A 25960-nucleotide genomic window follows, 5' to 3' on the forward strand; every position below is an offset into this window, starting at 1 on the left:
CCCGCTGCCCCCCGCCCGCCGCGGCGCCCCGCCGCCCCGTCGCCCCCCGCCCCCGCCCCCCCGCGGGCCCCCCGCCCCCCCCCCCCCCCCCGCCCCCGGCCCGGCACTACAGGACCCAGGGCTGCGGCCAAACATACGTACCAGTAGGGATTGCGCCAGATCCGGTGCTGCAACTTGGTCGCAGTGGTGAGCTAGACTGTGGGCCCTGTCGTGGCCGCAAGGCCACCCTGAACGGAATTGTCATCCCGCATGAGTTGGCTCAGCAAGTTGATGCCGTCCGGCATCCGTACCGACAACACGCCCTCCAAAAAACGCAGCGTCCCCGAGGGGCTGTGGGAAAAATGCAGTAGCTGCGGCGCGGCCCTGTACCGCCCGGAGCTGGAAGAAAACCTTGAGGTCTGCCCGAAGTGTGGGCACCACATGGCCATCCGCGCGCGCGCGCGCCTGGCCTCGTTGTTTGATGCTGACAGCACCAGCGAGATCGCTGCCCGCCTTGGGCCGACCGACGTGCTCAAGTTCAAGGACCAGAAGAAATACGTCGAGCGCATCAAGGCCAGCCAGAAGAACACTGGCGAGTACGACGCGCTGATCGCCATGCGTGGCCTGCTGAAGGGTCGCCCGCTGGTGGCCTCTTCGTTCGACTTCGCCTTCATGGGCGGTTCGATGGGTTCGGTGGTCGGCGAGCGTTTCGCGCTGGCGGCGGAAACTGCGCTGGAGCTTGGCTCTCCGTATGTCTGCTTCTCCGCCTCTGGCGGTGCACGCATGCAGGAAGGCCTGTTCTCGCTGATGCAGATGGCCAAGACCTCGGCCGCGCTGGCCAAGCTGCGCGAAGCCGGTCTGCCCTACATCTCTGTGCTGACCCATCCCACCACCGGTGGCGTGTCGGCCTCGTTCGCGATGCTGGGTGATATCAATATTGCCGAGCCGCAGGCGCTGATCGGCTTTGCCGGCCCGCGCGTGATCGAGCAGACCGTGCGCGAAAAACTGCCGGAAGGCTTCCAGCGCTCGGAGTTCCTGCTTGAGCACGGCGCCATCGATCAGATCTGCGACCGTCGCGAAATGCGTGACCGCCTGGCCGACCTGCTGGCCATGTTGGGGCGTCAGCCGCAGCACGAGGAAGTAGCAGCCTGATGGGTACGCGCAAGTATTTTGGTACCGACGGCATCCGCGGCCGGGTCGGCAAGGGTGTCATTTCCGCTGATTTTGTACTGCGGGTTGGTAACGCATTGGGCCGCGTGCTGGTAGCGCGCAGCGGCGGTGCACAGCCGACCGTGGTGATCGGCAAGGACACGCGCATCTCCGGCTATATGTTTGAGTCGGCGTTGGAGGCAGGTCTGGTCGCTGCAGGTGCCAACGTGCAGCTGATTGGGCCGATGCCAACCCCGGCGGTGGCCTTCCTGGCGCAAACGCTGGGTGCCGATGCTGGCATCGTGATCAGTGCCTCGCACAATCCGCACTACGACAACGGCATCAAGTTCTTCTCGGCCGAAGGCGAGAAGCTGGATGATGCCACCGAGCTGGCGCTGGAAGCGGCGATGGATGAGCCGTTCTCGACGGTGGAGTCCGAGCAGCTCGGCAAGGCGGTCCGTGCGCGCGATGCAGTCGGTCGTTACATCGAGTTCTGCAAGGCCAGCGTGCCGCGTAATTTCTATCTGCGCGGGCTCAAGGTCGTGCTCGATTGCGCCCACGGTGCTACCTATCACGTGGCGCCGCTGCTGTTCCGTGAGCTGGGGGCCGAGGTGACCGCGATCGGTGCCGAGCCAAATGGCGTCAATATCAACGACGGCGTGGGCTCGACCCATATCGACAATCTGGCACGTAAGGTGACCGAGGTTGGTGCCGATATCGGTATTGCCTTCGACGGTGATGGTGACCGTGTGCTGATGGTCGACCACACTGGTGCGGCGGTGGACGGCGACGGCTTGCTGTACGTGCTGGCCAAGGCGTGGCAGGCCAATGGCCGCCTGCGTGGCCCGGCGGTTGGCACGCTGATGACCAACTACGGGTTGGAGCAGGCGCTGGAGCGCTTGGGCATCCCGTTCGTCCGCGCCAATGTCGGCGACCGTTATGTACACAAGGCGTTGGTCGAGGGCAATGGCGTGCTGGGTGGTGAAGCCTCCGGTCATATCCTGTGCCTGGATCGGGCCACCACCGGTGATGCCATCGTCAGTGCATTGCAGGTGCTGGAAGTGCTCGGCGATGCTGGCGTGAATCTGCACCAGGCCCTGCAGGGTCTGGTGATGGTGCCGCAGAAGACGATCAATGTGCGTCTGGAAAGTGGTGCGCGCGAAGTCGTGGCCAGTGCGCCGGTACAGGCTGCGCTGGCAACCGCGCAGGCAGCAGTTGCCGGGCGGGGCAGGGCATTCCTGCGGCCGTCGGGTACCGAGCCTGTGGTGCGGGTCACGGTCGAGGCCGATGAGGCCGGGCTGATGACCGCCACCCTTGAGGCGCTGGCCGACGCGGTTCGTTCGGCTACCGCACAGGTTTGAGCTGGATCATGGTGGTGTCGCCGGGACGTCGGTTTCAATGGCCGGCGTCCCGTTCCCTTCTTTGGAGTTTTGTATGAGTTCCCGTATTCCCACCCTCGATATCACCCGTTTCGATACTGACCGTGACGCCTTCGTGGCCGAACTTGGCGCGGCGTATCGTGAGTGGGGTTTTGCGGGTATTCGCAATCACGGCATTCCGCAGGCGGACATCGACGCCGCGTATGACGTGTTCAAGGCGTTCTTCGCGTTGCCGGAAGATGTGAAGAAGCAGTACCACATCGCCGGTAGCGGTGGTGCGCGCGGCTATACCCAGTTCGGTGTGGAAACCGCCAAGGGCTCCTCGCACTTCGATCTGAAGGAGTTCTGGCATATTGGTCGCGAGATCACCGATGACTCCAAGTATCGCGAGGTGATGCAGCCGAACCTGTGGCCGAGCGAAGTGCCGGGCTTCAAGGAGTACGGTTACGGTCTGTACCAGAAGCTTGACCAGTTGGGTTCGCGGGTGCTGTCGGCACTGGCCCTGCATATCGGTCTGCCGGAGAACTACTTCGCCGACAAGACCAATAACGGCAACTCGATCCTGCGCCCGATCCATTACCCGCCGATCACCACCGACGATATCCCCAATGTGCGCGCCGGTGCCCATGGCGACATCAATTTCATCACCTTGCTGGTCGGTGCCAGTGCGGCAGGTCTGGAAGTGCAATCGCATGAGGGTGAGTGGGTTCCGTTCACCTCCGACGCCGACACCATCGTGGTCAATATCGGCGACATGCTGCAGCGCCTGACCAATCATGTGTACCCGTCCACCATTCACCGCGTGGTCAATCCCCCGGGTGAACTGGCGCGCAAGCCGCGTTATTCGGTGCCGTTCTTCCTGCACCCGAACCCGGATTTCCTGATCGACGTGCTGCCTTCGTGCATCACTGCGGAGAATCCGAGCCGCTACCCGGAGGCGATCACCGCCCACGGCTTCCTTGAGCAGCGCCTGCGTGAGATCAAACTGAAGTAAGCCGGCGCTGGTTTCATAGGGTGTCGCATCGACGCCGCCGTGGCCCTTGGCTCGGCGGCGTTTTTGCGTCTTGTCTTCCGTTGTCTGCAGTTTGTCCTGCCAATGTCCGCATATCGGCTATCCTTTGCCGATACTTTTTACCGGGGAGTTATGCCTGAATGCGCCAAAAAATCGTTGCTGGTAACTGGAAGCTGCATGGCAGCCGTCAATTCGCCACCGATCTGGTCGGGCAGGTGGCTGCTGGCCTGCCGCTGGCTGGTGTGAGCCTGGTGATCCTGCCGCCGCTGCCGTATCTGGGTGATCTGGTCGAGGATTTCGAGGGTACGGAGCTGCTGTTCGGCTCGCAGGACGTGAGCAGCAACGAAAAGGGCGCCTACACCGGCGAGGTTTCGGCCAGCATGCTGGTGGACGTTGGCGCCACTCATGGCCTGGTCGGTCACTCCGAGCGCCGCCAGTACCACAACGAAAGCAGTGAGCTGGTGGCGCGCAAGTTTGTTGCCGCGATCCATGCGGGCCTCGTCCCGGTCTTATGTGTTGGTGAGACGCTGGAGCAGCGTGAGGCTGCGCAGACCGAGGCGGTGATTGCCTCGCAGCTGGCGCCGGTGTTGGATCTGGCCGGGGTCCAGGCCTTCGCCAAGGCGGTGGTGGCGTATGAGCCGATCTGGGCAATCGGCACCGGCCGTACTGCCTCGCCGGAGCAGGCGCAGGCTGTGCATGCGTTCATTCGTGGCGTAGTCGCCGAGCGCGATGCTAGAATTGCCGATTCGTTGTCGATCCTTTATGGCGGCAGCGTCAAGCCCGACAACGCAGCAGAGCTGTTTTCACAGCCTGACGTCGATGGCGGGCTGGTAGGTGGCGCTTCGCTGGTGGCGGCTGATTTTCTGGCCATCGCGAGGGCGGCCGCCAGTCGCTAACGGGTAATTGTCCGGGACGGATTTCTAAAATGCTGATGTTGATCCTCAATGTGGTCTATGTGCTGGTGGCGCTCGCGATGATCGCGCTGATCCTGATGCAGCGTGGCTCTGGTGCTGCCGCTGGTTCGGGTTTTGGTGCCGGTGCGTCGGGTACGGTGTTCGGCGCGCGTGGCGCGTCCAACTTCCTGTCCAAGAGCACCAAATGGCTGGCCGTGGTGTTTTTCGGCATCAGCTTGTTCATGGCGTGGTACGCCAGCCACGGCTCGCGTCCGACGGACCAGGGCGTGGGCCTGATGAGTGCGGTTGAAACGGCGGCTCCGGCTGCTGCGCCGGCGGCTCCGGCAGGTGAGTTGCAGGCCGTTCCGGCAGCTCCGGCTGCCGCGGCGGTGGGTGAAGTGCCGCAGGCAACGGCTCCGGCGGAAAATATTCCGGCCAAGAGCGAAGAAAAGCCCGCTGAACCCGCACAGAAAGACTGAAGACGGTTACAATACGCGGCGCACTGCGAAGCAGCTGCGCTGACGTAAGCCCAGGTGGCGGAATTGGTAGACGCACTACCTTGAGGTGGTAGCGACTTAGGTCGTAGGGGTTCGAGTCCCCTCTTGGGCACCATTGTTTTATGCGGGTACACGGGTTGCAGCAGCTTCCCGTCGTGGCAAGTCCCGTTCATCCCCCATGCCTTGGCACCTGCAGGTGTCCCGGGCAGAGGCAAGAGAGAATCGCTGTGCTGGCCGAATATTTGCCGTCTCTGCTGTTTCTGATCGTCGCCACCGGCATCGGCGTCACGCTGATGTTGATCGGTCGGTTCCTCGCTCCGCGTTCGCCGGACACCGAGAAACTCTCCGCCTACGAGTGTGGCTTCGAGGCGTTCGAGAACGCGCGCATGAAGTTCGACGTGCGTTACTACTTGATCGCCATCCAGTTCATCGTCTTTGACCTGGAAATCATCTTTATTGTGCCCTGGACCCAGGTGTTCATGGAGCTCGGCGCGCGTTCGCTGGTCACCATGGGCTTGTTCGTGGGCATGCTGTTCCTCGGCTTTATCTACGTGTGGAAGAAGGGAGCGCTGGAATGGGAGTGATCCAAACTCTCGACGGCCTGATGAACAACCCCGTCCCGGAAGGGCGGGTTGATGACATTCTGCGGCCTGAAGGCGATAACCCCCTGCTCGAGAAGGGCTATGTGACCACCAGCGTTGATGCGCTGTTGAACTGGGCACGTACCGGCTCGATGTGGCCCATGACCTTCGGTCTGGCCTGCTGCGCGGTGGAAATGATGCACGCCGGTGCGGCGCGTCTGGATCTTGATCGCTACGGTGTGGTGTTCCGTCCCTCGCCGCGACAGTCCGACGTGATGATCGTGGCCGGTACGCTGGTCAACAAGATGGCCCCGGCGCTGCGCAAGGTCTACGACCAGATGCCGGACCCGAAGTGGGTCATCTCGATGGGTAGCTGCGCCAACGGCGGCGGTTATTACCATTATTCCTATGCAGTGGTGCGCGGTTGCGATCGTGTGGTGCCGGTGGACGTTTACGTCCCGGGTTGCCCGCCGACCGCCGAAGCGCTGGTGTACGGCATTTTGCAGCTGCAGAAGAAGATCTGGCGAACCCAGACCATCGCACGCTGACCCCTTTTCAAATCAAGAGCACGCCAGCCCCCATGGCCCAGCAAGCACCTTCTCTCATCGATAAACTTCGCGCCCGTTTTGCCGGTGCGCAGGTTGTGGTGGTCGAACCGCGCGGCGAAGTAACGCTGGAAGTGGCTGTTGCCGATTGGCACGCAACCGCTCTGGCGCTGCGTGACGAGTTCGGCTTCGAGCACGCCACTGATCTGTGCGGCGTCGACTACCTTGGCTACGGCAGCGACGAGTGGGACACCTCGGACGTTTCCTCGCACGGCTTCAGCCGCGGCGTGGAAGGCAGTGGCGCAGGCCGTTTCGCCTGGGGTGAATTCCCCAGCCACGAAACCGCCGAAGGTGCCCAGCCGGACGCAATGCCCAAGCAGCGTTTCGCTGTTGTCTGCCAGCTGCGTTCCTACCAGCACAACCAGCTGCTGCGCATCCGTTGCTACGCGCCGAGCGAGTCGCTGCCGGTGGTGGCATCGCTGACCGACATCCATCCGGGCCTGAACTGGTTCGAGCGCGAAGCGTTCGACCTGTACGGCGTGATCTTCGAAGGTCACCCGGACCTGCGTCGCATCTTGACCGACTACGGTTTCGTGGGCCATCCGTTCCGCAAGGATTTCCCGCTGATCGGCAACGTCGAAGTGCGTTACGACGAAGAAAAGAAGCGTGTGGTCTACGAGCCGGTGACTTCGGTCGAGCCGCGCGTAGGCGTGCCGCGTGTTATCCGCGACGATGCTCGTTTCCAGACCGCTGAAGGCGAGCGCGCGCAGACGGAGGCAAGCAAGTGAGTGCGGACGTAAAGAAGGAATTCCACCAGGCCTCGCAGGCCTTTGCGAGCAATCCTGCTGAAGCCAAGCAGGAGATCCGCAACTACACCATGAACTTCGGCCCGCAGCATCCGGCCGCGCATGGTGTGCTGCGCCTGATCCTGGAGATGGACGGCGAGACCATCATGCGCGCCGACCCGCATATCGGTCTGCTGCACCGCGCGACCGAGAAGCTGGCCGAGTCCAAGCCGTTCAACCAGTCGATCGGTTACATGGATCGCCTGGATTACTGCTCGATGATGTGCAACGAGCACGCCTATGTCCGCGCCATCGAAACCCTGGTGGGTATCGAAGTGCCGGAGCGTGCGCAGTACATCCGCACCATGTTCGATGAAGTCACCCGCGTCCTGAACCACTTGATGTGGCTGGGCTCCAACGCGCTCGATCTGGGCGCGATGGCGGTGATGCTGTACGCCTTCCGTGAGCGCGAAGAGCTGATGGACTGCTACGAAGCAGTCTCCGGCGCGCGCATGCACGCGGCGTACTACCGTCCGGGCGGCGTGTACCGCGATCTGCCGGACACCATGCCCAAGTACAAGGAATCGCGTTGGCACAAGGGCAATGCGCTGAAGCGTCTGAACGCTTCGCGCGAGGGCTCGCTGCTCGACTTCCTGGAGAACTTCACCAAGGAGTTCCCGGGTCGCGTTGACGAATACGAAACCCTGCTGACCGACAACCGTATCTGGAAGCAGCGTACCGTTGGCATCGGCGTGATCACCCCGGAGCATGCAATGGCCTGGGGCATGACCGGCGTGATGCTGCGCGGTTCGGGTATTGCCTGGGATCTGCGCAAGAAGCAGCCGTATGCCAAGTACGACGCGGTCGATTTCGACCTGCCGTTGGGCACCAAGGGCGACTGCTACGACCGTTACCTGGTGCGTATCGCCGAGATGCGCGAATCCAATCGCATCATCAAGCAGTGCGTGGCTTGGCTGAAGGCCAACCCGGGCCCGGTGATGGTCAAGAACTTCAAGGTCGCCCCGCCGGCTCGCGCCGAGATGAAGGACGACATGGAAGCGTTGATCCATCACTTCAAGCTGTTCAGTGAAGGCTACTGCGTGCCGGCCGGCGAAACCTATGCGGCGGTTGAAGCGCCCAAGGGCGAGTTCGGCTGCTACCTGGTTTCCGACGGTGCCAACAAGCCGTTCCGCGCCCATCTGCGCGCGCCGGGCTTCGCTCATCTGTCCTCGATCGACTCGGTCGTGCGCGGCCACATGCTGGCCGACGTGGTGGCGATGATCGGCACCTACGACCTCGTGTTCGGCGAGGTTGACCGGTAATGCCGGCGGATCACACATCGTCCGTTGCCTGCGCGGTTCTGCCGCCGCAGGCATCGGTTTTTCAGCTTTTGGTATTCGTTGAGGTCGGCCGATGAAGGCGACGGGTAATTTCGAGGCGGCGCGTAACGTCGACCCGATGGTGGTGCTGAGCGACAAGACGCGCGCTCACATCGATCACTGGCTGTCCAAGTTCCCGCCCGATCGCAAGCGTTCGGCGGTGCTGCAGGGCCTGCATGCCGCACAGGAACAGAACCAGGGCTGGCTGAGCGACGAGCTGATCGCCGGCGTGGCCAAGTACCTGGACCTGCCGTTCGTGTGGGCGTACGAAGTTGCAACCTTCTACTCGATGTTCGAGACCGAGAAGGTTGGCCGCAACAACGTCGCCATCTGCACCAACGTCAGCTGCTGGCTCAATGGCGCCGACGACATCGTCCGCCATTGCGAGAAGAAGCTGGGCATCAAGCACGGTGAATCGACCGCCGACGGCCGCGTCTACCTCAAGAAAGAGGAAGAGTGCCTGGCTGGCTGTGCCGGTGCGCCGATGATGGTCATCAACGGCCATTACCACGAGCGCCTGACGCTGGACCAGGTCGACGCGCTGCTGGACGGGCTGGAGTAAGGCATGGCACACCACGAATCCAAGGGCCCGGTCGGACCGGCGCCGCTTCCGCACAACGTGGTCTACACCACGCTGCATTACGACACCCCGTGGTCGTACGAAAGCTATCTGAAGACCGGTGGTTACGCCGCGCTGCGCAAGATCCTCGAAGAGAAGATCCCGCCGGCCGACGTCATCGAAATGGTCAAGCAGTCCGGCCTGCGTGGCCGCGGCGGTGCGGGCTTCCCGACCGGTTTGAAGTGGTCCTTCATGCCCAAGGGTGATGTGCAGAAGTACATCCTCTGCAACTCGGATGAATCCGAGCCGGGCACCTGCAAGGACCGCGACATCCTGCGTTACAACCCGCATTCGGTCGTGGAAGGCATGGCGATCGCCTGCTACGCCACCGGCTCGACCGCGGCGTACAACTACCTGCGTGGCGAGTTCCACCACGAGCCGTTCGAGCACTTCGAGCAGGCCCTGGCCGATGCGTACAAGCACGGCTGGCTGGGCAAGAATGTGCTGGGCAGTGGTTGCGACATCGATATCTATGGCGCGCTGGGCGCCGGCGCCTACATCTGCGGTGAAGAAACCGCGCTGATGGAATCGCTGGAAGGCAAGAAGGGCCAGCCGCGTTACAAGCCGCCGTTCCCGGCCAACTTCGGCCTGTACGGCAAGCCGACCACGATCAACAACACCGAGACCTATGCCTCGGTGCCGGCGATCATCCGCAATGGCGCGGAGTGGTTCAAGAATCTGAGCCTGACCAACAACGGCGGCCCGAAGTGCTTCTCGGTCTCCGGTTGCGTGGCAGTAGGCGGCAACTTCGAAGTGCCGCTCGGCACCACCTTCGACGACCTGCTGGCAATGGCCGGTGGTCTGCGTCCGGGCCGCACCCTGAAGGGAGCAATCCCGGGTGGCGTGTCGATGCCGGTGCTGACCGCTGCGGAGCTAAAGGGTCTGCCGATGGACTACGACACCATCCGTGCACTGGGCTCCGGCCTGGGTTCGGGTGCCATCGTGGTGCTGGATGACAGCGTCTGCTGCGTCAAGTTCGCCTGCCGCATCAGCCAGTTCTTCCACAAGGAATCCTGTGGCCAGTGCACCCCGTGCCGTGAAGGTACCGGCTGGATGCACCGTGTGCTGGAGCGCATCGTCGCCGGCCAGGCCACGATGGAAGACCTGCATCAGCTGAAGACGGTTGCCGGCCAGATTGAAGGCCACACCATCTGTGCGTTCGGTGAGGCGGCAGCGTGGCCGATTCAAGGCTTCCTGCGCCAGTTCTGGAACGAATTCGAGTACTACATCGTCAACGGTCATTCGATGGTTGACGGCAAGAAGGTGGAGACTGCTGCCGCATGAGCGCGCAACCGGTAAATCCCAACGTACCACCGGATCACGTGACCATCGATATCGATGGTCAGTCCCTGGTCGTGCCCAAGGGTTCGATGATCATCCAGGCCGCCGACAAGGCTGGCATTCCGATTCCGCGCTTCTGCTACCACGAGAAGCTGCCGATCGCCGCAAACTGCCGCATGTGCCTGGTTGACGTTGAAAAGTCGCCCAAGCCGTCGCCGGCCTGCGCAACCCCGGTCATGGATGGCATGAAGATCCAGACCCGCAACGAAAAGGCGCTCAAGTACCAGCGTTCGGTGATGGAGTTCCTGCTCATCAACCACCCGCTGGACTGCCCGATCTGCGATCAGGGCGGCGAGTGCGAACTGCAGGATGTGTCGCTGGGCTACGGCCGTTCGGTCAGCCGCTTCAACGAGCGCAAGCGCGTTGTGGTCGACGAGGACATGGGGCCGCTGGTCGCCACCGAGATGACCCGCTGCATCCAGTGCACCCGTTGCGTGCGCTTCACCGCTGAAGTCGCTGGCACCTACGAGCTGGGTGGCATGTCGCGTGGTGAAAACCTGCAGATCGGTACCTACGACGGCAAGCCGTTGACCACTGAGCTGTCCGGCAACGTCATCGACGTATGCCCGGTCGGCGCGCTGACCAACAAGGTGTTCCAGTTCAAGGCACGCCCGTGGGAACTGACCGCTCGCGAATCGCTGGGTTACCACGACGCGATGGGCTCGAACCTGTTCCTGCACACCCGTCGTGGCGAAGTGCTGCGCGCTGTGCCGCGTGACAACGAGTTGGTCAACGAATGCTGGCTGTCCGATCGCGATCGTTATTCGCATCAGGGCCTGTATGCGGCCGACCGCGCGGTCAAGCCGCTGCAGAAGGTCAATGGTGAGTGGAAGGAAGTGAGCTGGGCCGAAGGTCTGGCCGCTGCCCGCGAAATCTTCGAAGCCAACCGTGGCGACGAGCTCGGCGTGCTGGTGCACCCGGCAACGTCGAACGAGGAGGGCGCATTGCTGGCCCGCCTGGCCGCTGGTCTGGGTTCGAACAATATCGACCACCGCATCAACAACCGCGACTTCTCCGATGCTCCGGTTGCCGAAGCATTCGGCATGTCGCTGGCCGACATCGAACACGCGGATCAGATCGTGGTGCTGGGTAGCAATATCCGTCACGAACTGCCGCTGCTGCACGCCCGTCTGCGCAAGGCGCAGACCACCAACGGCGCCAAGATCCATTCGATCAACCCGGTCGATTTCGACTTCGCGTTCAAGCTGGCTGGCAAGCACATCGTTGCACCGTCGCGCTTCGTCGAGACGCTGGGCAACGCGCAGCTGGTCGACGCGGTGAAGGGCGGCAACAACACCGTCATCATCGTCGGTGCGATTGCGGAGAATCACCCGCAGGCCGCTGCCATCCGTGCCGCTGCCAGCGCGTTTGCCGCTGCTACCGGCGCCAAGCTGTGCCGCATTCCGCAGGGTGCGAACGCCGTGGGCCTGGCCCACGTTGGCGTGCTGCCGGCCGGCAAGGACGTCAATGCAATGCTGGCACAGCCGCGCAAGGCCTATGCCATCTACGGCATCGAGCCGGGTCTGGACTTCGCCGATACCGCTGCTGCCCGCAAGGCGCTGGCCGGTGCCAAGGTTGTGGCCTTCAGCCACTTCGCCTGCACCTCGACCCGCGATGTGGCCGATGTGATCCTGCCGATCGGCGCGCTGCCGGAAATCGACGGTACGCTGACCAATCTGGATGGCCGCAACCAGGTCGCCCGTGCTGGCGGCAAGCTGCAAGGCGAGGCCCGCGAGGGCTGGCGCGTGCTGCGTGCGCTGGGTGGTGACATGCAGTTGGCCGGTTTCGGTTTCACCGATCTGGCAGGTCTGCGTGCGGGTCTGCAGCCGGTCACGGTCAAGGTTGCCGCTTCGGCGCAGCCGCAGCTGGCAGGCGAGGGCTTTGAAGTGGCTTCGACCCCGGCGATCTACCGCACCGATGCCGTCGTGCGTCGTGCGCAGGCGCTGCAGTCGCATCCGCTCAACAATGATCCGCGCATCGTGCTCAATGCCGATGATGCCGCGCGTCTGCAGCTGAGCGAAGGCCAGATGGCCAAGGTCGGTACCGATGCTGGTCGCGCCACGCTGTCGGTTGTGGTCGACGCGCGCGTCGCCGCCGGTACGGTGTGGATTGAATCGGGCCACGGCGCAACCGCGCCGCTGGGTGCCGCTCGGGTAACGGTGGTGGCTGCATGAACGAGTTGCTGTTAAACGCGATCGACCCCTTGTTCCAGTGGTTCATGTCGCTGGGTGACATCGGTATCGTGCTTTGGACGGTGATCAAGATCCTCTTGATCGCCATGCCGGTGATCATTTCGGTTGCCTTCTACGTGTTGTGGGAGCGCAAGCTGATCGGCTGGATGCACGTCCGCCACGGGCCGATGTACGTCGGCCTCGGTGGTCTGCTGCAGGCCTTCGCCGACGTCACCAAGCTGCTGTTCAAGGAAATCATTGCCCCGGCCAGCGCACACAAGGCGATGTACATCATCGCGCCGCTGATCGTGCTGGCACCGTCGTTCGCGGCGTGGGCAGTGGTTCCGTTCGACTACAAGCTGGTGCTGTCCAACGCCAACGTTGGTTTGCTGTACCTGTTGGCGATGACCTCGCTGGGCGTGTACGGCGTGATCCTCGCCGGTTGGGCATCCAACTCCAAGTACGCCTTCCTCGGTGCGATGCGCTCGGCCGCACAGGTGGTCAGCTACGAAATCGCGATGGGCTTCGCGCTGGTTGGCGTGATGATCGCCGCCGGCAGCTTGAACCTGACCGACATCGTGCTCGCACAGAAGGGTAATTCGGGTCTGTTCGACTGGTTCCTGCTGCCGCTGTTCCCGCTGTTCGTCGTGTACTGGGTCTCCGGCGTTGCCGAAACCAACCGCGCTCCGTTCGACGTGGTGGAAGGTGAGTCGGAAATCGTTGCCGGTCACATGGTTGAGTACTCCGGCGGTGCGTTCGCACTGTTCTTCCTGGCCGAGTACGCCAACATGATCCTGGTCAGCTTCCTGATCTCGATCTTCTTCCTCGGTGGCTGGCTGAGCCCGCTCCAGGGTTGGATCACGGCAGACATCTCGCCGTGGATCAACTGGATCTGGACCGGCGGTTGGCCGTGGCTGCTGCTCAAGGTGCTGTTCTTCGCCAGTGCGTATATCTGGTTCCGTGCCAGCTTCCCGCGCTTCCGTTATGACCAGATCATGCGTCTGGGCTGGAAGGTGTTCATCCCGCTGACCATTTTCTGGATCGCGGTGACGGCACTGATGGTGTTCTACGGCGTGATCCAGAAGGGCGTTTGATTCATGAATAAGATCACCCACTATTTCAAAAGCCTGCTGCTCCTGGAGTTGCTCGGCGGTTTGTGGCTGACGCTGAAATACGCGTTCAAGCCCAAGTACACCGTGATGTACCCGATGGAGAAGTTCCCGCAGTCGCCGCGTTTCCGTGGCCTGCACGCCCTGCGCCGTTATCCCAACGGTGAAGAGCGCTGCATCGCCTGCAAATTGTGCGAAGCGGTGTGCCCGGCACTGGCGATCACCATCGACTCGGCCAAGCGCGAAGACGGCACCCGCCGTACCACGCGTTACGAAATCGATCTGTTCAAGTGCATCTTCTGCGGCTTCTGCGAAGAAAGCTGCCCGGTGGACTCGATCGTCGAGACCCACATTCTCGAGTACCACTTCGAGAAGCGTGGCGAGAACATCATCACCAAGCCGCAGCTGCTGGCAATTGGCGACCGGCTTGAAGCCGAAATCGCCGAGCGCCGCGCCGCCGACGCTGCCTTCCGCTGAGGTCTTGAGATGGATTGGGTAAATATTTGTTTCTGGTTCTTCTCCATCATTGCCGGCATTTCCGCGGCAGCGGTGATCAGTGTGCGCAACCCGGTGTACGCCGTGCTGTGCTTGATCCTGACGTTCTTCTCCATTGCCTGCGTATGGCTGCTGGTGGGTGCCGAGTTCCTCGGTGTCACCCTGGTGCTGGTCTACGTTGGCGCGGTGATGGTGTTGTTCCTGTTCGTGGTGATGATGCTGGACATCGACACCACCAACCTGCGTGAAGGCTGGGTGCGTTACCTTCCGGTCGGCCTGCTGGTCGCGGTGGTGATGCTGGTGCAGATGCTGACCCTGATCGGCATCAAGGCACGTACCGCGCCGTTCCCGGCCGACAACGCCGCTGCGGTCGCTGCCGATACCTCGAATGTCACCTGGTTGGCACGCAGCCTGTTCACTGAATACCTGCTGCCGTTCGAGTTCGCTGCTGTGATCCTGACCGTGGCCGTGGTGGCAGCTGTGATGCTGACCCTGCGCCGTCGTGAAGGCCTGAAGACGCAGAACCCGACCGAGCAGACCATGACCAAGGCAAAAGACCGCCTGCGCATGGTCAAGATGGCCGCCGAAAAGCCGGTGGTGCAGGTCGATACGCAACATGACAGTGGCGAGGAGGCCAAGCCATGATTTCTCTGGGCCATATGCTCGCGCTGGGCGCGGTGATGTTCTGCATCAGCGTTGCCGGTATCTTCCTCAACCGGAAGAACATCATCGTGCTGTTGATGTCGATCGAACTGATGCTGTTGTCGGTGAACATCAACTTCATCGCCTTCTCGCGGGAGCTCGGTGATACCGCCGGTCAGCTGTTCGTGTTCTTCATCCTGACCGTGGCCGCAGCCGAAGCTGCAATTGGCCTTGCGATCCTGGTGACCTTGTTCCGTACTCGCCACACCATCAATGTGGGCGAAGTCGATTCGCTGAAGGGCTGATCCGAAGATGGAAATCACTCTCTCCAAGAGTCTGTTGATTGCAGTGGTGCTGGCACCACTGCTCGGCAGCATCATCGCCGGCCTGTTCGGTCGTCAGGTGGGGCGCAAGGGCGCCCAGTACATCACCATTCTGGGCGTGGCTATCAGCTGCGGCCTGTCGGCTTACATCTTCTCCCAGCTGTTGTGGGGCGGGGCGCAGCCGTACAACCAGAACGTCTACACCTTCTTTGAAGTTGGCCAGTACGCGGCCCACGTCGGTTTCATGATCGACCGTTTGACCGCGATGATGATGGTGGTGGTGACCTTCGTGTCGCTGCTGGTCCACATCTACTCGATCGGCTACATGTCCGAAGACGACGGCTACCAGCGTTTCTTCAGTTACATCTCGCTGTTCACCTTCTCGATGCTCACCCTGGTGATGAGCAACAACTTCCTGCAGCTGTTCTTCGGCTGGGAAGCGGTGGGCCTGGTGTCGTACCTGTTGATCGGCTTCTACTTCAAGAAGCCCACGGCCATCTTCGCCAACATGAAGGCGTTCCTGGTCAATCGCGTTGGTGACTTCGGTTTCCTGCTCGGTATCGCCGGCATCCTGTGGGCCTTCGGTTCGCTGGACTACGCCACCGTGTTCGCCAATGCCAGCACCGTGCTGGGCACTGAGACGACCGGTCACGCCATGGTGCAGCTGATCGGCGACAACCAGTGGAGCGTGGCGACCATCATCTGCATCTGCCTGTTCATCGGTGCAATGGGCAAGTCCGCCCAGGTGCCGTTGCATGTGTGGCTGCCGGACTCGATGGAAGGCCCGACCCCGATCTCGGCACTGATCCACGCCGCGACCATGGTCACCGCGGGTATCTTCATGGTCACCCGCATGTCGCCGCTGTTCGAACTGTCGCAGACCGCGTTGGACTTCATCCTGTTCATTGGTGCCACCACCGCGTTCTTCACCGGCCTGATCGGCATCGTGCAGACCGACATCAAGCGCGTGGTTGCCTACTCCACCTTGTCGCAGCTGGGCTACATGACCGTTGCGCTGGGCGTGTCGGCCTACTCGGGCGCCGTGTTCCACCTGATGACCCACGCCTTCTTCAAGGCGCTGCTGTTCCTCGGTGCCGGTTCGGTGATCATGGGCATGCACCATGAGCAGAACATGATGAAGATGGGCGGCCTGCGCAAATACATGCCGACCACCCACATCACGATGTGGATCGGTACGCTGGCGCTGGTCGGTACGCCGTTCTTCTCGGGTTTCTACTCGAAGGACACCATCATCGAAGCTGCAGCGATGCACGCGCACGCTGCCGATGCTGGCTGGGTTGCCCTGTACGGTTACTGGGCGGTGCTGGGCGGCGTGATCGTCACCAGTTTCTACAGCTTCCGCCTGCTGTTCCTGACCTTCTTCGGCAAGGAGCGCTTCCGCGACGCGCATGATGATCATCATGCTGATCACGGCCACGGCCACGATGATCACCACGGTCATGGTCCGCACGTGCCGCATGAGTCGCCGCTGGTGGTGACCATCCCGCTGATCCTGCTTGCCATCCCGTCCATCCTCATCGGCTTCTTCACCATTGGCCCGATGCTGTTTGGTACCGGTTGGGACGGCCATGCCGCCGCTGCCGGCATTCCCGGCCAGACCATGTCGTTCTTCACCGGCATCGTCGATTTCTACGATCCGGCGCGCGATACCATTGCCGAGGTTGGCAAGGAGTTCTGGCACGGTTCGGTGGCCTATGCGGTACACGGCATGCAGATGCCGGCGTTCTGGCTGACGGTTGCAGGTTTCGCGCTGGCCTGGGTGTTCTACATCTGGAAGCCGGAACTGGCAGGACAAGCTCGCAAGACCCTGGCACCGGTGGTTTCGGTGCTGGAAAACAAGTACGGCTTCGACAAGCTCTGGATCGACGGCTTTGCCGGCGGTGGTGTGCAGCTCGGCAAGGCCGCCCGTGCCGTTGATAGCACGGTCGTTGATGGGGTGATGGTCAATGGTTCGGCGCGTCTGGTCGACCTGGCTGCCAACCTGTTGCGCCGCACCCAATCCGGTTTCCTCTACCACTACGCGTTCGCGATGATCATCGGCCTGATTGCCCTGTTGGGCGTGCTGATGCATTTCTGGCGTTGACCTGTACGGAATAGAAGACGTGTCGAACTGGCCTCTACTTAGTATTCTCATCTGGCTGCCGATCATCGGCGGTGCATTGATTCTCGCCTTGCGTAACGCCCAGGCTGCCCGTTGGGCATCCCTGGCGGTGGCATTGCTCACTTTCCTGCTCAGCCTCGGCTTGCTCAGCGGTTACGACCGCGGCGCTGCCGATGTGATGCAGTTCGTCGAACAGCATCCGTGGATCCCGGCGTTCGACATCGGCTACAACCTGGCCGTTGACGGTATCGCCATCGCCCTGATCCTGCTGACCACGCTGATCGGCGCGTTGGCACTGATCGGTGCCTGGGGCGTGGTCGACAAGCGCGTCAATCAGTACGTGGCTGCCTTCCTGATTCTGGAAGGCGTGACGGTCGGTATTTTTGCCGCCACCGACGCGATGCTGTTCTACGTGTTCTTCGAAGCCATGCTGATCCCGATGTTCCTGATCATCGGCGTCTGGGGCGGTCCGCGCCGTATCTACGCGGCAATGAAGTTCTTCCTGTACACCTTCCTCGGCTCGGTGCTGATGCTGGTGGCACTGATCTATCTGTACCTGAAGGGCGGCAGCTTCCAGCTGGTTGACCTGTATCAGCTGCAGCTGTCGGGCAAGGAGCAGACGTGGATATTCTTCGCGTTCCTGATCGCTTTCGCGGTCAAGGTGCCGATGTTCCCGGTACACACCTGGCTGCCGGACGCGCACGTTGAAGCGCCGACCGCTGGTTCGGTGATCCTGGCGGCGATCGCACTGAAGATTGGTGGCTACGGCTTCCTGCGCTTCAACCTGCCGATCGTCCCCGATGCCAGCCACGAGTGGGCATGGCTGGTGATCGCGCTGTCGCTGGTGGCGGTGATCTACGTCGGCCTGGTGGCCATGGTGCAGGACGACATGAAGAAGCTGATCGCTTATTCGTCGGTCGCGCACATGGGTTTCGTGACCCTGGGTACCTTCACCGCGCTGTGGCTGGTGCGTGACGCCGGCAACGCCGACGCCGCCCGTCTGGGCCTGCAGGGCGCCATGGTGCAGATGATTTCGCACGGCTTTGTGTCCGGCGCGATGTTCTCCTGCGTGGGCGTACTGTATGACCGCATGCACAGCCGTCGCATCGCCGATTACGGCGGCGTGGTCAATGTGATGCCGTGGTTTGCTGCCTTTGCATTGCTGTTTTTCATGGCCAACTCCGGCCTGCCGGGCACCAGCGGCTTCGTTGGTGAGTTCATGATCGTGCTGGCTGCATTCCAGTGGAACCCGCTGGTTGCCCTGGGCGCTGCGACCACGCTGATCATCAGTGCGGCGTATTCGCTGTGGCTGTACAAGCGCGTGTTCTTCGGTGAAGTGGGCAACGCCCACGTCGCCGAGCTGAAGGACATGAATGGTCGTGAGTGGCTGGTAATGACCGTGTTTGCGGTCGGTACGCTGGTGCTGGGCTTCTATCCCAAGCCGCTGACCGATCTGATGGAGCCGTCCATCGCCCATCTGGCGATGCAGATCGCTTCTAGCAAGCTGCTGTAAGCGGCTCGTCGAGAGTATTGATTCCAGGATTTGATGATGACCACGCCGACGCCCCTGCCGTTGACCATGACCGACCTGCTGCCGTTGCTGCCCGAACTGGTAGTGATTGGTGGTGCCTTTGCCCTGCTGATCCTTGATCTGTTCATCAGCACCAAGCACAAGGTCTGGACCCACTTCATTTCGGTGGCGATCCTCGCTGTCGCCTTCATCATGCTGTTGAACGGCGTGGGCGGGCAGGGCGAGGTTTTCCACGGGATGTTCATCCGTGACAACGCTGCTGACGTCATGAAGACCGTCGTAGTGCTGGTCAGCGGCCTGAGCCTGATCTACGGCTGGAGCTACCTGCGCGAGCGCAATCTGTACCAGGGCGAGATCCCGGTGCTGATCCTGTTCGCCACCGCCGGCATGATGATCCTGGTGTCGGCCGGCAGCCTGCTGATGGTCTACCTGGGCCTGGAACTGCTGGCGCTGTGCTCTTACGCGCTGGTTGCCAGCAACCGTGAGAACAAGCTCGCGGCCGAAGCCGGCATGAAGTACATCGTGCTGGGTTCGCTGGCCTCGGGCCTGCTGCTGTACGGCATGTCGCTGGTCTATGGCGCCACCGGCTCGCTGCACCTGGACGTGATCCATGCCTCCATCGCCCATTCCGATGAGCGCCTGCTGCTGTTGACCGGTGCGGTGTTCATGGTTGCCGGCGTTGCCTTCAAGCTGGGCGCCGCACCGTTCCATATGTGGTTGCCCGACGTTTACCAGGGTGCGCCGGCGCCGATCGCGCTGTTCATCAGCTCGGCACCGAAGCTGGCTGCGTTCGGCATGGCCTACCGCCTGCTGGAAATGGGCGTTGGTCCGCTGTCGACCGAGCTGCAGTACGTGCTGGCCGGCCTGGCCGCACTTTCGCTGGTCATTGGTAACCTGATGGCCATCGCCCAGACCAATCTGAAGCGCATGCTGGCTTACTCGACCGTGTCGCACATCGGCTTCCTGCTGATGGGCATCGCCGGTGGTGGCGAGCAGGGTTATTCGGCGGCGCTGTTCTACGCCATTGCCTACGCCATCATGTCCACCGCGGCATTCGGTGCGATCATCGCCATGTCGCGTGCCGGTTTTGAGGCCGAGAACATTGAAGACTTCAAGGGTCTGAACGCACGCAGCCCGTGGATGGCAGGCCTGGTCCTGTGCATCATGGCCTCGCTGGCCGGTATCCCGCCGTTCCTCGGCTTCTGGACCAAGCTGTCGGTGCTGAGCGCCGCCATCAATGGTGGCCTGCTGTGGCTGGCCATGGTCGGTGTGCTGTGCGCGGTGATTGGTTGCTTCTACTATCTGCGCGTCATCAAGGTCATGTACTTCGATGAGCCGGTGGGCGAGCCGCTGCCGCGTAACAATGACCGTATCCTGGGCATCGTGTTGGGCGTGAATTCCGTGCTGTTGCTGGTGCTGCCGCTGGGTCTGGGCCCGATCATGGAGTGGATGCGCAATTCTTTTGCACATTTGTAATAAAAAGCGTTACAAATCTGCGCGAAGTGTGTATTATTCATCTCCTGAGTTGACGACCTCGCCGCCTAGCGGAAAGGTCGGAACCACCTGATAAGTGGTTCAACCGGAAGGGTTTTTCCGGGTTTCTCTAGCGGCTAGAGAGAAACGCGAAGTAAATAAGTCTTGCATTATCGGCTTGGTTACTTCATAATTCCGCTTCTGATGCGGGGTGGAGCAGTCTGGCAGCTCGTCGGGCTCATAACCCGAAGGTCGCAGGTTCAAATCCTGCCCCCGCTACCAGCTTCGGTCTTTACAACACGGTGTGTTGATAAGGCAAAAGTTGGGCTCGCAAGAACGGCTGCTTCCGTTCTTGCAACCGGGATCCGGTCATCGGATCCAAACGGACAAAGGGCCCACGTGGGCCCTTTGCTGTTTCTGGAAATCAGAAACCCCGGTTGGGTAACAACCGTTCTCTAACTTACGAATCAAGGCTGGCTGTGAGCGACAAGGCTACTGAAATCGCGAATCTGCTGGGCCCCACCGTGCAGGCGTTGGGGCTCGAGTTGCTTGGCGCCGAATATCTGCCGGCCCCGGGCGGCGCAACGTTGCGCCTGTATATCGACGTGCCGCTGGCTGAACAGCCTGAGCGCATGGTCAACGTTGAAGACTGCGAGCGGGTGAGCCGTGAGGTTTCCGCGCAGCTGGACGTTGAGGACCCGATCAGCGGCAATTACACGCTGGAAGTGTCTTCGCCGGGTGTGGATCGTCCGTTGTTCTCGCTGGAGCAGTTCGAGCGCGCTATTGGTGAATCCGCCAAGGTCGGCCTGAAGCTGCCGCAGGAAAATCGCCGTCGCCTGCAGGGCGAAATCGTCGCGGTTGACCTGGAGCAGGGCACGGTGACCTTTGTGGTCGACAACAAGCCGTTCGTGGCTTCGTTCGACAACATCGACAAGGCACGCATCATTCCGGACTGGGCCGCTTTGGGCCTTGCACCGACCAAACCGACGGGTCCAGCCCCCAAGCAGGGCAAGACCAAGAATAATTCCAATAACGAAACGGCGGCCAAAAAGCCGCGCGCGGAGTGAGCCGATGAGCAAGGAACTTTTGCTGGTAGTTGACGCAGTCGCCAACGAGAAGGGCGTGCCGCGTGAAGTTATTTTTGACGCGATCGAGGCCGCACTGGCTTCTGCCGCGAAGAAGCGTTACGCCGAAGAAGAAGTGCTGGCGCGCGTTTCGATCAATCACAAGGACGGCACCTACGAAACTTTCCGTCGCTGGGAAGTGGTCGCTGATGACGTCGTGATGGAGTCGCCGGACCGCCAGATCCGTTTGATGGATGCGGTGGACGAAGCCGACGGCGTTGAAGTCGGTGATTACATCGAAGAACAGATTGAAAACCCCGATTTCGGCCGTATCGCAGCGCAGGCTGCCAAGCAGGTCATCGTCCAGCGTGTGCGCGAAGCCGAGCGCCAGCAGGTGGTGGATGCGTGGAAAGACCGCGTTGGCGAACTGGTCACCGGTGTGGTCAAGCGCGCTGAGCGCGGCAACATCTACGTTGATCTGGGCGGCAATGCCGAAGCCTTCATTCCGAAGGACAAGGGCATTCCGCGTGACACGCTGCGTGCCGGCGACCGCGTACGCGGTTACCTGGCCGAAGTGCGTTCGGAACCGCGTGGCCCGCAGCTGTTCATCAGCCGCGCTGCCCCGGAATTCATGATCGAGCTGTTCAAGCTGGAAGTGCCGGAAGTTGGCCAGGGCCTGGTTGAGATCAAGGCCTGTGCACGTGACCCGGGCGACCGCGCCAAGATCGCCGTGCTGGCCCACGACACCCGTACCGACCCGATCGGCGCCTGCATCGGCATGCGCGGTTCGCGCGTGCAGGCAGTGTCCAACGAACTCAATGGCGAGCGCGTGGATATCGTGTTGTGGAACGACAACCCGGCCAACTTCGTCATCAATGCGATGGCACCGGCTGAAGTCCAGTCGATCATCGTTGACGAAGAAAAGCATTCGATGGACCTGGCCGTGGCGGAAGATCGCCTGGCCCAGGCAATCGGCAAGGGCGGCCAGAACGTGCGTCTGGCCAGCCGCCTGACCGGTTGGCAGCTGAATGTGATGACCCAGGACCAGGTGACCGCCAAGTCGGAAGCCGAACAGGGCGTCGCCCGTCAGCTGTTCATGGACAAGCTGGAAGTGGACGAAGAAATCGCCGGCATCCTGGTGTCCGAAGGTTTTGGTACGGTAGAAGAAATCGCCTACGTGCCGGTTGGTGAGTTGCTGGCAGTGGAAGGCTTCGACGAAGATATCGTTGAAGAACTCCGCGCCCGCGCCCGCGATGCGCTGCTCAATGAAGCGCTGGCGGTGGAAGAGGGTGCTGACGGCGATGTGCCGGCAGCAGATCTGCTGGCACTGAAGGGCATGGATGAGGCTACGGCGTACGCGCTGGCTGGCCACGGCGTGCGCACAAGTGAGGATCTGTCGGATCTGGCTGCCGACGAGGTTCTGGAGTTCGGCATCGAGGGCATGGATCTGGAGCGCGCCGCGGCGTTGGTCCTGGCAGCCCGCGCCGAGGAGATCGCCCGCCTGGAGCGCGGCGAATGAGCCAGCGATGAACAGTGCCCTGAGCCGCTCAGGGCGTAGACTCCGCGCTGCCTTCGTTCGTGACGAGGGGGCGCAAACAAGATCATAGGATCCGAATGTCGCAGCAAACCACCATCCGCAAGCTCGCCGAACTGGTCAATACGCCGGTCGAGAAACTGCTTGAACAGTTGTCCCAGGCCGGGATGAAGTTCAGTGGTCCCGACCAGGTCGTCACCAGTACCGAGAAAGTGAAGCTGCTTGGCTTCCTCCGTCGTTCGCACGGCAAGGAAGAGCAGCCGGTCGAAGACGCCGAAGCCGCAGCCAAGAAAATCACCCTGAATCGCCGCAAGCATCAGGAAGTGACCGTCAACGCTGGCCGCAGCAAGACCACCGTCAATGTGGAAGTGCGCCAGAAGCGCACGTATGCAAAGCCGGAAGGTGGCAAGCCTGCGATGACGCCGTCCGAAGAGCGCGCCGATATCCTGCGCAAGCTCGAAGAATCGCGTCAGCGCAATCTCGACGAGCAGCGCATGCTGGCCGAGAAGGATCGCGCCCGCGACGAAGGCATCGCAGCCAAGAAGGCCGCTGAAGAAGCCGAGGCTGCTCGCCTTGAAGCCGAGAAGGTTGCTGCTGAAGAGGCTGCCAAGGCCGCTGCTGCAAAGCCGGCACCGACACCCGCACCGGCAGCACCGGCACCGCGCGCAGCGCGTCCGGCCGCCGCCGCTGCACCAGCCCGTGCACCGGCCCGCGATGACCGAGGCAACAACGCCAATGCAAATGCCAATGCAAAGCCGGGCAAGCGCAATGAGGGCGGTGGTGATGGCAACCGTTTTGGTGGCCAGCTGCACCTGTCGGCGTCTGATCGTGCCCGTCGCGGTAACGGCAACAACAATAATTCGCGCGGTCGTCCGGGTGCACGTGCACCGCAGGGTCGCCGTGGCAATGAGGCATCGCGTAGCGGTGGCGGTAGCCACGCCTTCGAACGTCCGACCGCACCGGTGGTGCGTGAAGTCGCCGTCGGCGACACCATCACCGTAGCCGATCTGGCGCAGAAGCTCGCGCTCAAGGGCGGCGAGGTGGTCAAGGCGCTGTTCAAGATGGGCGTGATGGCTACCATCACCCAGACCATCGACCATGACACCGCTGCGCTGGTTGTCGAAGAGCTCGGCCACACCGTCGTGCGCGCCAACGCCAACGATGCCGAAGATGCACTGCTGGCAATCACTGGTGCCGATGAGCGCGTGGCTGTGCCGCGTGCACCGGTCGTGACCATCATGGGCCACGTCGATCACGGCAAGACCTCGCTGCTGGATTACATGCGCCGCACCAAGGTTGCCAACGGCGAAGCCGGTGGTATCACCCAGCACATCGGTGCTTACCATGTGACCACGCCGAAGGGCGTGATCAGCTTCCTCGATACCCCGGGCCACGCAGCATTCACCTCGATGCGTGCACGTGGTGCGCAGCTGACCGATATCGTAGTGGTGGTTGTCGCCGCCGACGATGGCGTGATGCCGCAGACCAAGGAAGCCATCCAGCACGCTCGCGCCGCCAACGCGCCGATCGTGGTGGCAATCAACAAGATCGACAAGGCCTCGGCCGACCCGATGCGCGTCAAGAACGAACTGCTTGCTGAGCAGGTCGTGGCCGAAGATTTCGGTGGTGACGTGCAGATGGTGGAAATCTCGGCCAAGACCGGTCTGGGTATCGACGACCTGCTGGACGCGATTTCGCTGCAGGCCGAAGTGCTGGAGCTGAAGGCCGTGGCCGATGGCCGCGCCAACGGTGTGGTCATCGAATCCTCGCTGGACAAGGGCCGTGGCCCGATCGCGACGGTGCTGGTGCAACAGGGTCTGCTGAAGAAGGGCGACTACCTGGTGTGTGGTATCCAGTACGGCCGCGTGCGCGCACTGTTTGACGAAACCGGCGCCCAGGTCTCCGAGGCTGGTCCGTCGATTCCGGTGCAGGTGCTGGGTCTGTCGGGTGTGCCGGAAGCCGGTGATGACTTCGTCGTGGTTGAAGACGAGCGTCTGGCCAAGGACGTCGCGCAGACGCGTGAAACCAAGCGCCGCGAGTCGCGCCTGGTCGCCACTGCCGGCAGCCGCATGGAAGACATCATGTCGCAGCTGGGCAAGGGCGAAGGCCAGCAGGTGCTGAACCTGTTGATCAAGGCCGACGTGCAGGGTTCGGTGCAGGCACTGAGCCAGGCACTGGTCGCGCTGTCCAACGACGACATCCGCATCAACGTGATCCACTCCGGCGTGGGCGGCATCACCGAGTCCGACGCCAACTCGGCTGTGGCTTCCAAGGCCACCGTCATCGGCTTCAACGTGCGTGCGGATGCTTCGGCCCGTCGCATCATTGAATCCAACGGCGTTGATCTGCGTTACTTCTCGATCATCTATGACGTGATCGATCAGGTGAAGCAGGTAGCTTCCGGTCTGCTCGGCGTGGAAATCCGCGAAGAGATCATCGGTATCGCCCAGGTCCGCGACGTGTTCCGCAGCTCCAAGTTCGGCGCGGTTGCAGGCTGCATGATCATCGAAGGCGTGGTGAAGCGGAACAAGCCGATCCGCGTGCTGCGCGACAGCGTGGTGGTGTTCGAAGGCGAGCTGGAATCGCTGCGTCGCTTCAAGGAAAACGTCGAAGAAGTTCGCAACGGTACCGAGTGCGGTATCGGCGTGAAGGCTTACAACGACGTCAAGCCGGGCGACCAGATCGAGTGCTTCGAGCGTATCGAAGTGCCGCGCACGCTGTAACGGCTGCGATCGAGGTGCCGGGAGTCGGGACGCGCTGAGGCGGGTCCTGATGAGCGGGGCCTCCAGCGGCCGGGGTGGGGAATCGTGAGTTGTAGCCGTGAATGCGGTTGCAGCGAGCGGTTCCCTTCCGGTTTCATTGAAATTCACTCTTTATTGCTGATACTTGCCTGATGCCTAAGACTTTCCATCGTACCGACCGTGTTTCCGCCCAGATCCGCCGTGATCTGGGCACGCTGGTGCATGCCGCCGTGCGTGAATTCGGCCTGCCTTCGGTCAGTGTGTCGGACGTGGAAGTCACTCGTGACATGGCCCACGCCAAGATCTTCGTGACCGCGCTGATGCCGGAACGTGCGGATGAGGCGATGAAGGGGCTGCGCGAACTGACGGTTGAGCTGCGCATGTCGCTGGCCAAGGCAATGAAGCTGCGGCATGTGCCGGAGCTGCATTTCCACTACGACGATTCCGTCGACCGTGGCGAGCGCATCGACAATCTGCTGCGCGACCTGGTGCCGCCGGCGGAGCCTGAGTCCGACGCCGACAAAGGCACCGATAAAGAGTAATCGCAGCAGCCCGTAAGGGCTGTTGTCATGTCTGGCCTGCGCGTTGGCGCAGAC

General features: G+C 62.0%; 23 protein-coding genes and 2 tRNA genes. All 25 read left to right on the forward strand.

Annotated elements, in window-relative coordinates:
* The first annotated feature begins 249 nt into the window (after positions 1-249).
* Entirely contained in the window at positions 250-1131 is an 882-nt protein-coding gene (accD, locus tag ACVOLR_RS10045) for an acetyl-CoA carboxylase, carboxyltransferase subunit beta (RefSeq protein WP_481536302.1), read from the forward strand.
* A complete protein-coding gene (gene glmM, locus ACVOLR_RS10050) occupies positions 1131-2489 on the forward strand; it encodes a phosphoglucosamine mutase (protein ID WP_481536303.1) in 1359 nt (452 codons plus the stop codon). The genes accD and glmM overlap by 1 nt, the downstream gene beginning before the upstream one ends.
* A gap of 73 nt (positions 2490-2562) precedes the next feature.
* Positions 2563-3501, forward strand: coding sequence for an isopenicillin N synthase family dioxygenase (locus ACVOLR_RS10055; protein WP_481536304.1), 939 nt, complete (start codon positions 2563-2565; stop codon positions 3499-3501).
* Positions 3502-3659: 158 nt separating this feature from the next.
* Positions 3660-4415: a triose-phosphate isomerase gene (tpiA, locus tag ACVOLR_RS10060; RefSeq protein WP_481536305.1), complete on the forward strand. Its 756-nt coding sequence runs from the start codon at positions 3660-3662 to the stop codon at positions 4413-4415.
* A gap of 29 nt (positions 4416-4444) precedes the next feature.
* On the forward strand, positions 4445-4891 hold the full coding sequence (gene secG / locus ACVOLR_RS10065; RefSeq protein ID WP_481536306.1) for a preprotein translocase subunit SecG: 447 nt from the start codon (positions 4445-4447) through the stop codon (positions 4889-4891).
* 48 nt (positions 4892-4939) lie between these two features.
* Positions 4940-5024 (forward strand) — tRNA-Leu (locus tag ACVOLR_RS10070).
* 112 nt (positions 5025-5136) lie between these two features.
* Complete coding sequence (locus ACVOLR_RS10075; RefSeq protein ID WP_057626704.1) at positions 5137-5493, forward strand: NADH-quinone oxidoreductase subunit A; 357 nt, start codon at positions 5137-5139, stop codon at positions 5491-5493.
* Positions 5484-6038 carry a NuoB/complex I 20 kDa subunit family protein gene (locus ACVOLR_RS10080; protein WP_017354657.1) on the forward strand — a complete coding sequence of 185 codons (555 nt, stop codon included), beginning with the start codon at positions 5484-5486 and terminating at the stop codon, positions 6036-6038. The genes ACVOLR_RS10075 and ACVOLR_RS10080 overlap by 10 nt, the downstream gene beginning before the upstream one ends.
* A gap of 32 nt (positions 6039-6070) precedes the next feature.
* Positions 6071-6823, forward strand: coding sequence for an NADH-quinone oxidoreductase subunit C (locus ACVOLR_RS10085; RefSeq protein WP_481532217.1), 753 nt, complete (start codon positions 6071-6073; stop codon positions 6821-6823).
* Positions 6824-6912: 89 nt separating this feature from the next.
* Positions 6913-8142: an NADH-quinone oxidoreductase subunit D gene (locus ACVOLR_RS10090; protein WP_481536345.1), complete on the forward strand. Its 1230-nt coding sequence runs from the start codon at positions 6913-6915 to the stop codon at positions 8140-8142.
* A gap of 91 nt (positions 8143-8233) precedes the next feature.
* Positions 8234-8761 (forward strand): NADH-quinone oxidoreductase subunit NuoE, encoded by a 528-nt coding sequence (gene nuoE, locus ACVOLR_RS10095; RefSeq protein ID WP_282268404.1) that lies wholly within the window; start codon positions 8234-8236, stop codon positions 8759-8761.
* A 3-nt stretch (positions 8762-8764) separates the two neighbouring features.
* Positions 8765-10102 (forward strand): NADH-quinone oxidoreductase subunit NuoF, encoded by a 1338-nt coding sequence (gene nuoF / locus ACVOLR_RS10100; RefSeq protein WP_481513023.1) that lies wholly within the window; start codon positions 8765-8767, stop codon positions 10100-10102.
* The gene (gene nuoG, locus ACVOLR_RS10105; RefSeq protein ID WP_481536307.1) at positions 10099-12333 is read left to right on the forward strand and encodes an NADH-quinone oxidoreductase subunit NuoG; all 2235 of its coding nucleotides are present in this window, start codon (positions 10099-10101) and stop codon (positions 12331-12333) included. Before nuoF ends, nuoG begins: the two co-directional genes overlap by 4 nt.
* Positions 12330-13424: an NADH-quinone oxidoreductase subunit NuoH gene (gene nuoH, locus ACVOLR_RS10110; RefSeq protein ID WP_282268407.1), complete on the forward strand. Its 1095-nt coding sequence runs from the start codon at positions 12330-12332 to the stop codon at positions 13422-13424. The genes nuoG and nuoH overlap by 4 nt, the downstream gene beginning before the upstream one ends.
* A 3-nt stretch (positions 13425-13427) precedes the next feature.
* A complete protein-coding gene (nuoI, locus tag ACVOLR_RS10115; RefSeq protein ID WP_481513021.1) occupies positions 13428-13916 on the forward strand; it encodes an NADH-quinone oxidoreductase subunit NuoI in 489 nt (162 codons plus the stop codon).
* A gap of 9 nt (positions 13917-13925) precedes the next feature.
* On the forward strand, positions 13926-14579 hold the full coding sequence (locus tag ACVOLR_RS10120) for an NADH-quinone oxidoreductase subunit J (RefSeq protein ID WP_481536308.1): 654 nt from the start codon (positions 13926-13928) through the stop codon (positions 14577-14579).
* Positions 14576-14881, forward strand: a complete 306-nt coding sequence (nuoK, locus tag ACVOLR_RS10125) for an NADH-quinone oxidoreductase subunit NuoK (RefSeq protein ID WP_054656949.1) — start codon at positions 14576-14578, stop codon at positions 14879-14881. The genes ACVOLR_RS10120 and nuoK overlap by 4 nt, the downstream gene beginning before the upstream one ends.
* Before the next feature lie 7 nt (positions 14882-14888).
* On the forward strand, positions 14889-17003 hold the full coding sequence (gene nuoL / locus ACVOLR_RS10130; RefSeq protein ID WP_481536309.1) for an NADH-quinone oxidoreductase subunit L: 2115 nt from the start codon (positions 14889-14891) through the stop codon (positions 17001-17003).
* A 19-nt stretch (positions 17004-17022) separates the two neighbouring features.
* Positions 17023-18534 (forward strand): NADH-quinone oxidoreductase subunit M, encoded by a 1512-nt coding sequence (locus ACVOLR_RS10135; protein ID WP_481532210.1) that lies wholly within the window; start codon positions 17023-17025, stop codon positions 18532-18534.
* Between the two features lie 36 nt (positions 18535-18570).
* Positions 18571-20028, forward strand: a complete 1458-nt coding sequence (nuoN, locus tag ACVOLR_RS10140) for an NADH-quinone oxidoreductase subunit NuoN (RefSeq protein ID WP_481536310.1) — start codon at positions 18571-18573, stop codon at positions 20026-20028.
* Between the two features lie 202 nt (positions 20029-20230).
* Positions 20231-20307: transfer RNA gene (locus ACVOLR_RS10145), tRNA-Met, on the forward strand.
* A 197-nt stretch (positions 20308-20504) separates the two neighbouring features.
* Positions 20505-21092, forward strand: coding sequence for a ribosome maturation factor RimP (gene rimP / locus ACVOLR_RS10150; RefSeq protein WP_296246084.1), 588 nt, complete (start codon positions 20505-20507; stop codon positions 21090-21092).
* 4 nt (positions 21093-21096) lie between these two features.
* On the forward strand, positions 21097-22608 hold the full coding sequence (nusA, locus tag ACVOLR_RS10155) for a transcription termination factor NusA (protein ID WP_481536311.1): 1512 nt from the start codon (positions 21097-21099) through the stop codon (positions 22606-22608).
* A gap of 95 nt (positions 22609-22703) precedes the next feature.
* A complete protein-coding gene (gene infB / locus ACVOLR_RS10160) occupies positions 22704-25346 on the forward strand; it encodes a translation initiation factor IF-2 (RefSeq protein ID WP_481536312.1) in 2643 nt (880 codons plus the stop codon).
* 170 nt (positions 25347-25516) lie between these two features.
* The gene (rbfA, locus tag ACVOLR_RS10165; RefSeq protein WP_481515250.1) at positions 25517-25906 is read left to right on the forward strand and encodes a 30S ribosome-binding factor RbfA; all 390 of its coding nucleotides are present in this window, start codon (positions 25517-25519) and stop codon (positions 25904-25906) included.
* The last annotated feature ends 54 nt before the right edge of the window (positions 25907-25960 follow it).

This window comes from Stenotrophomonas sp. STEN030 (assembly GCF_056759995.1).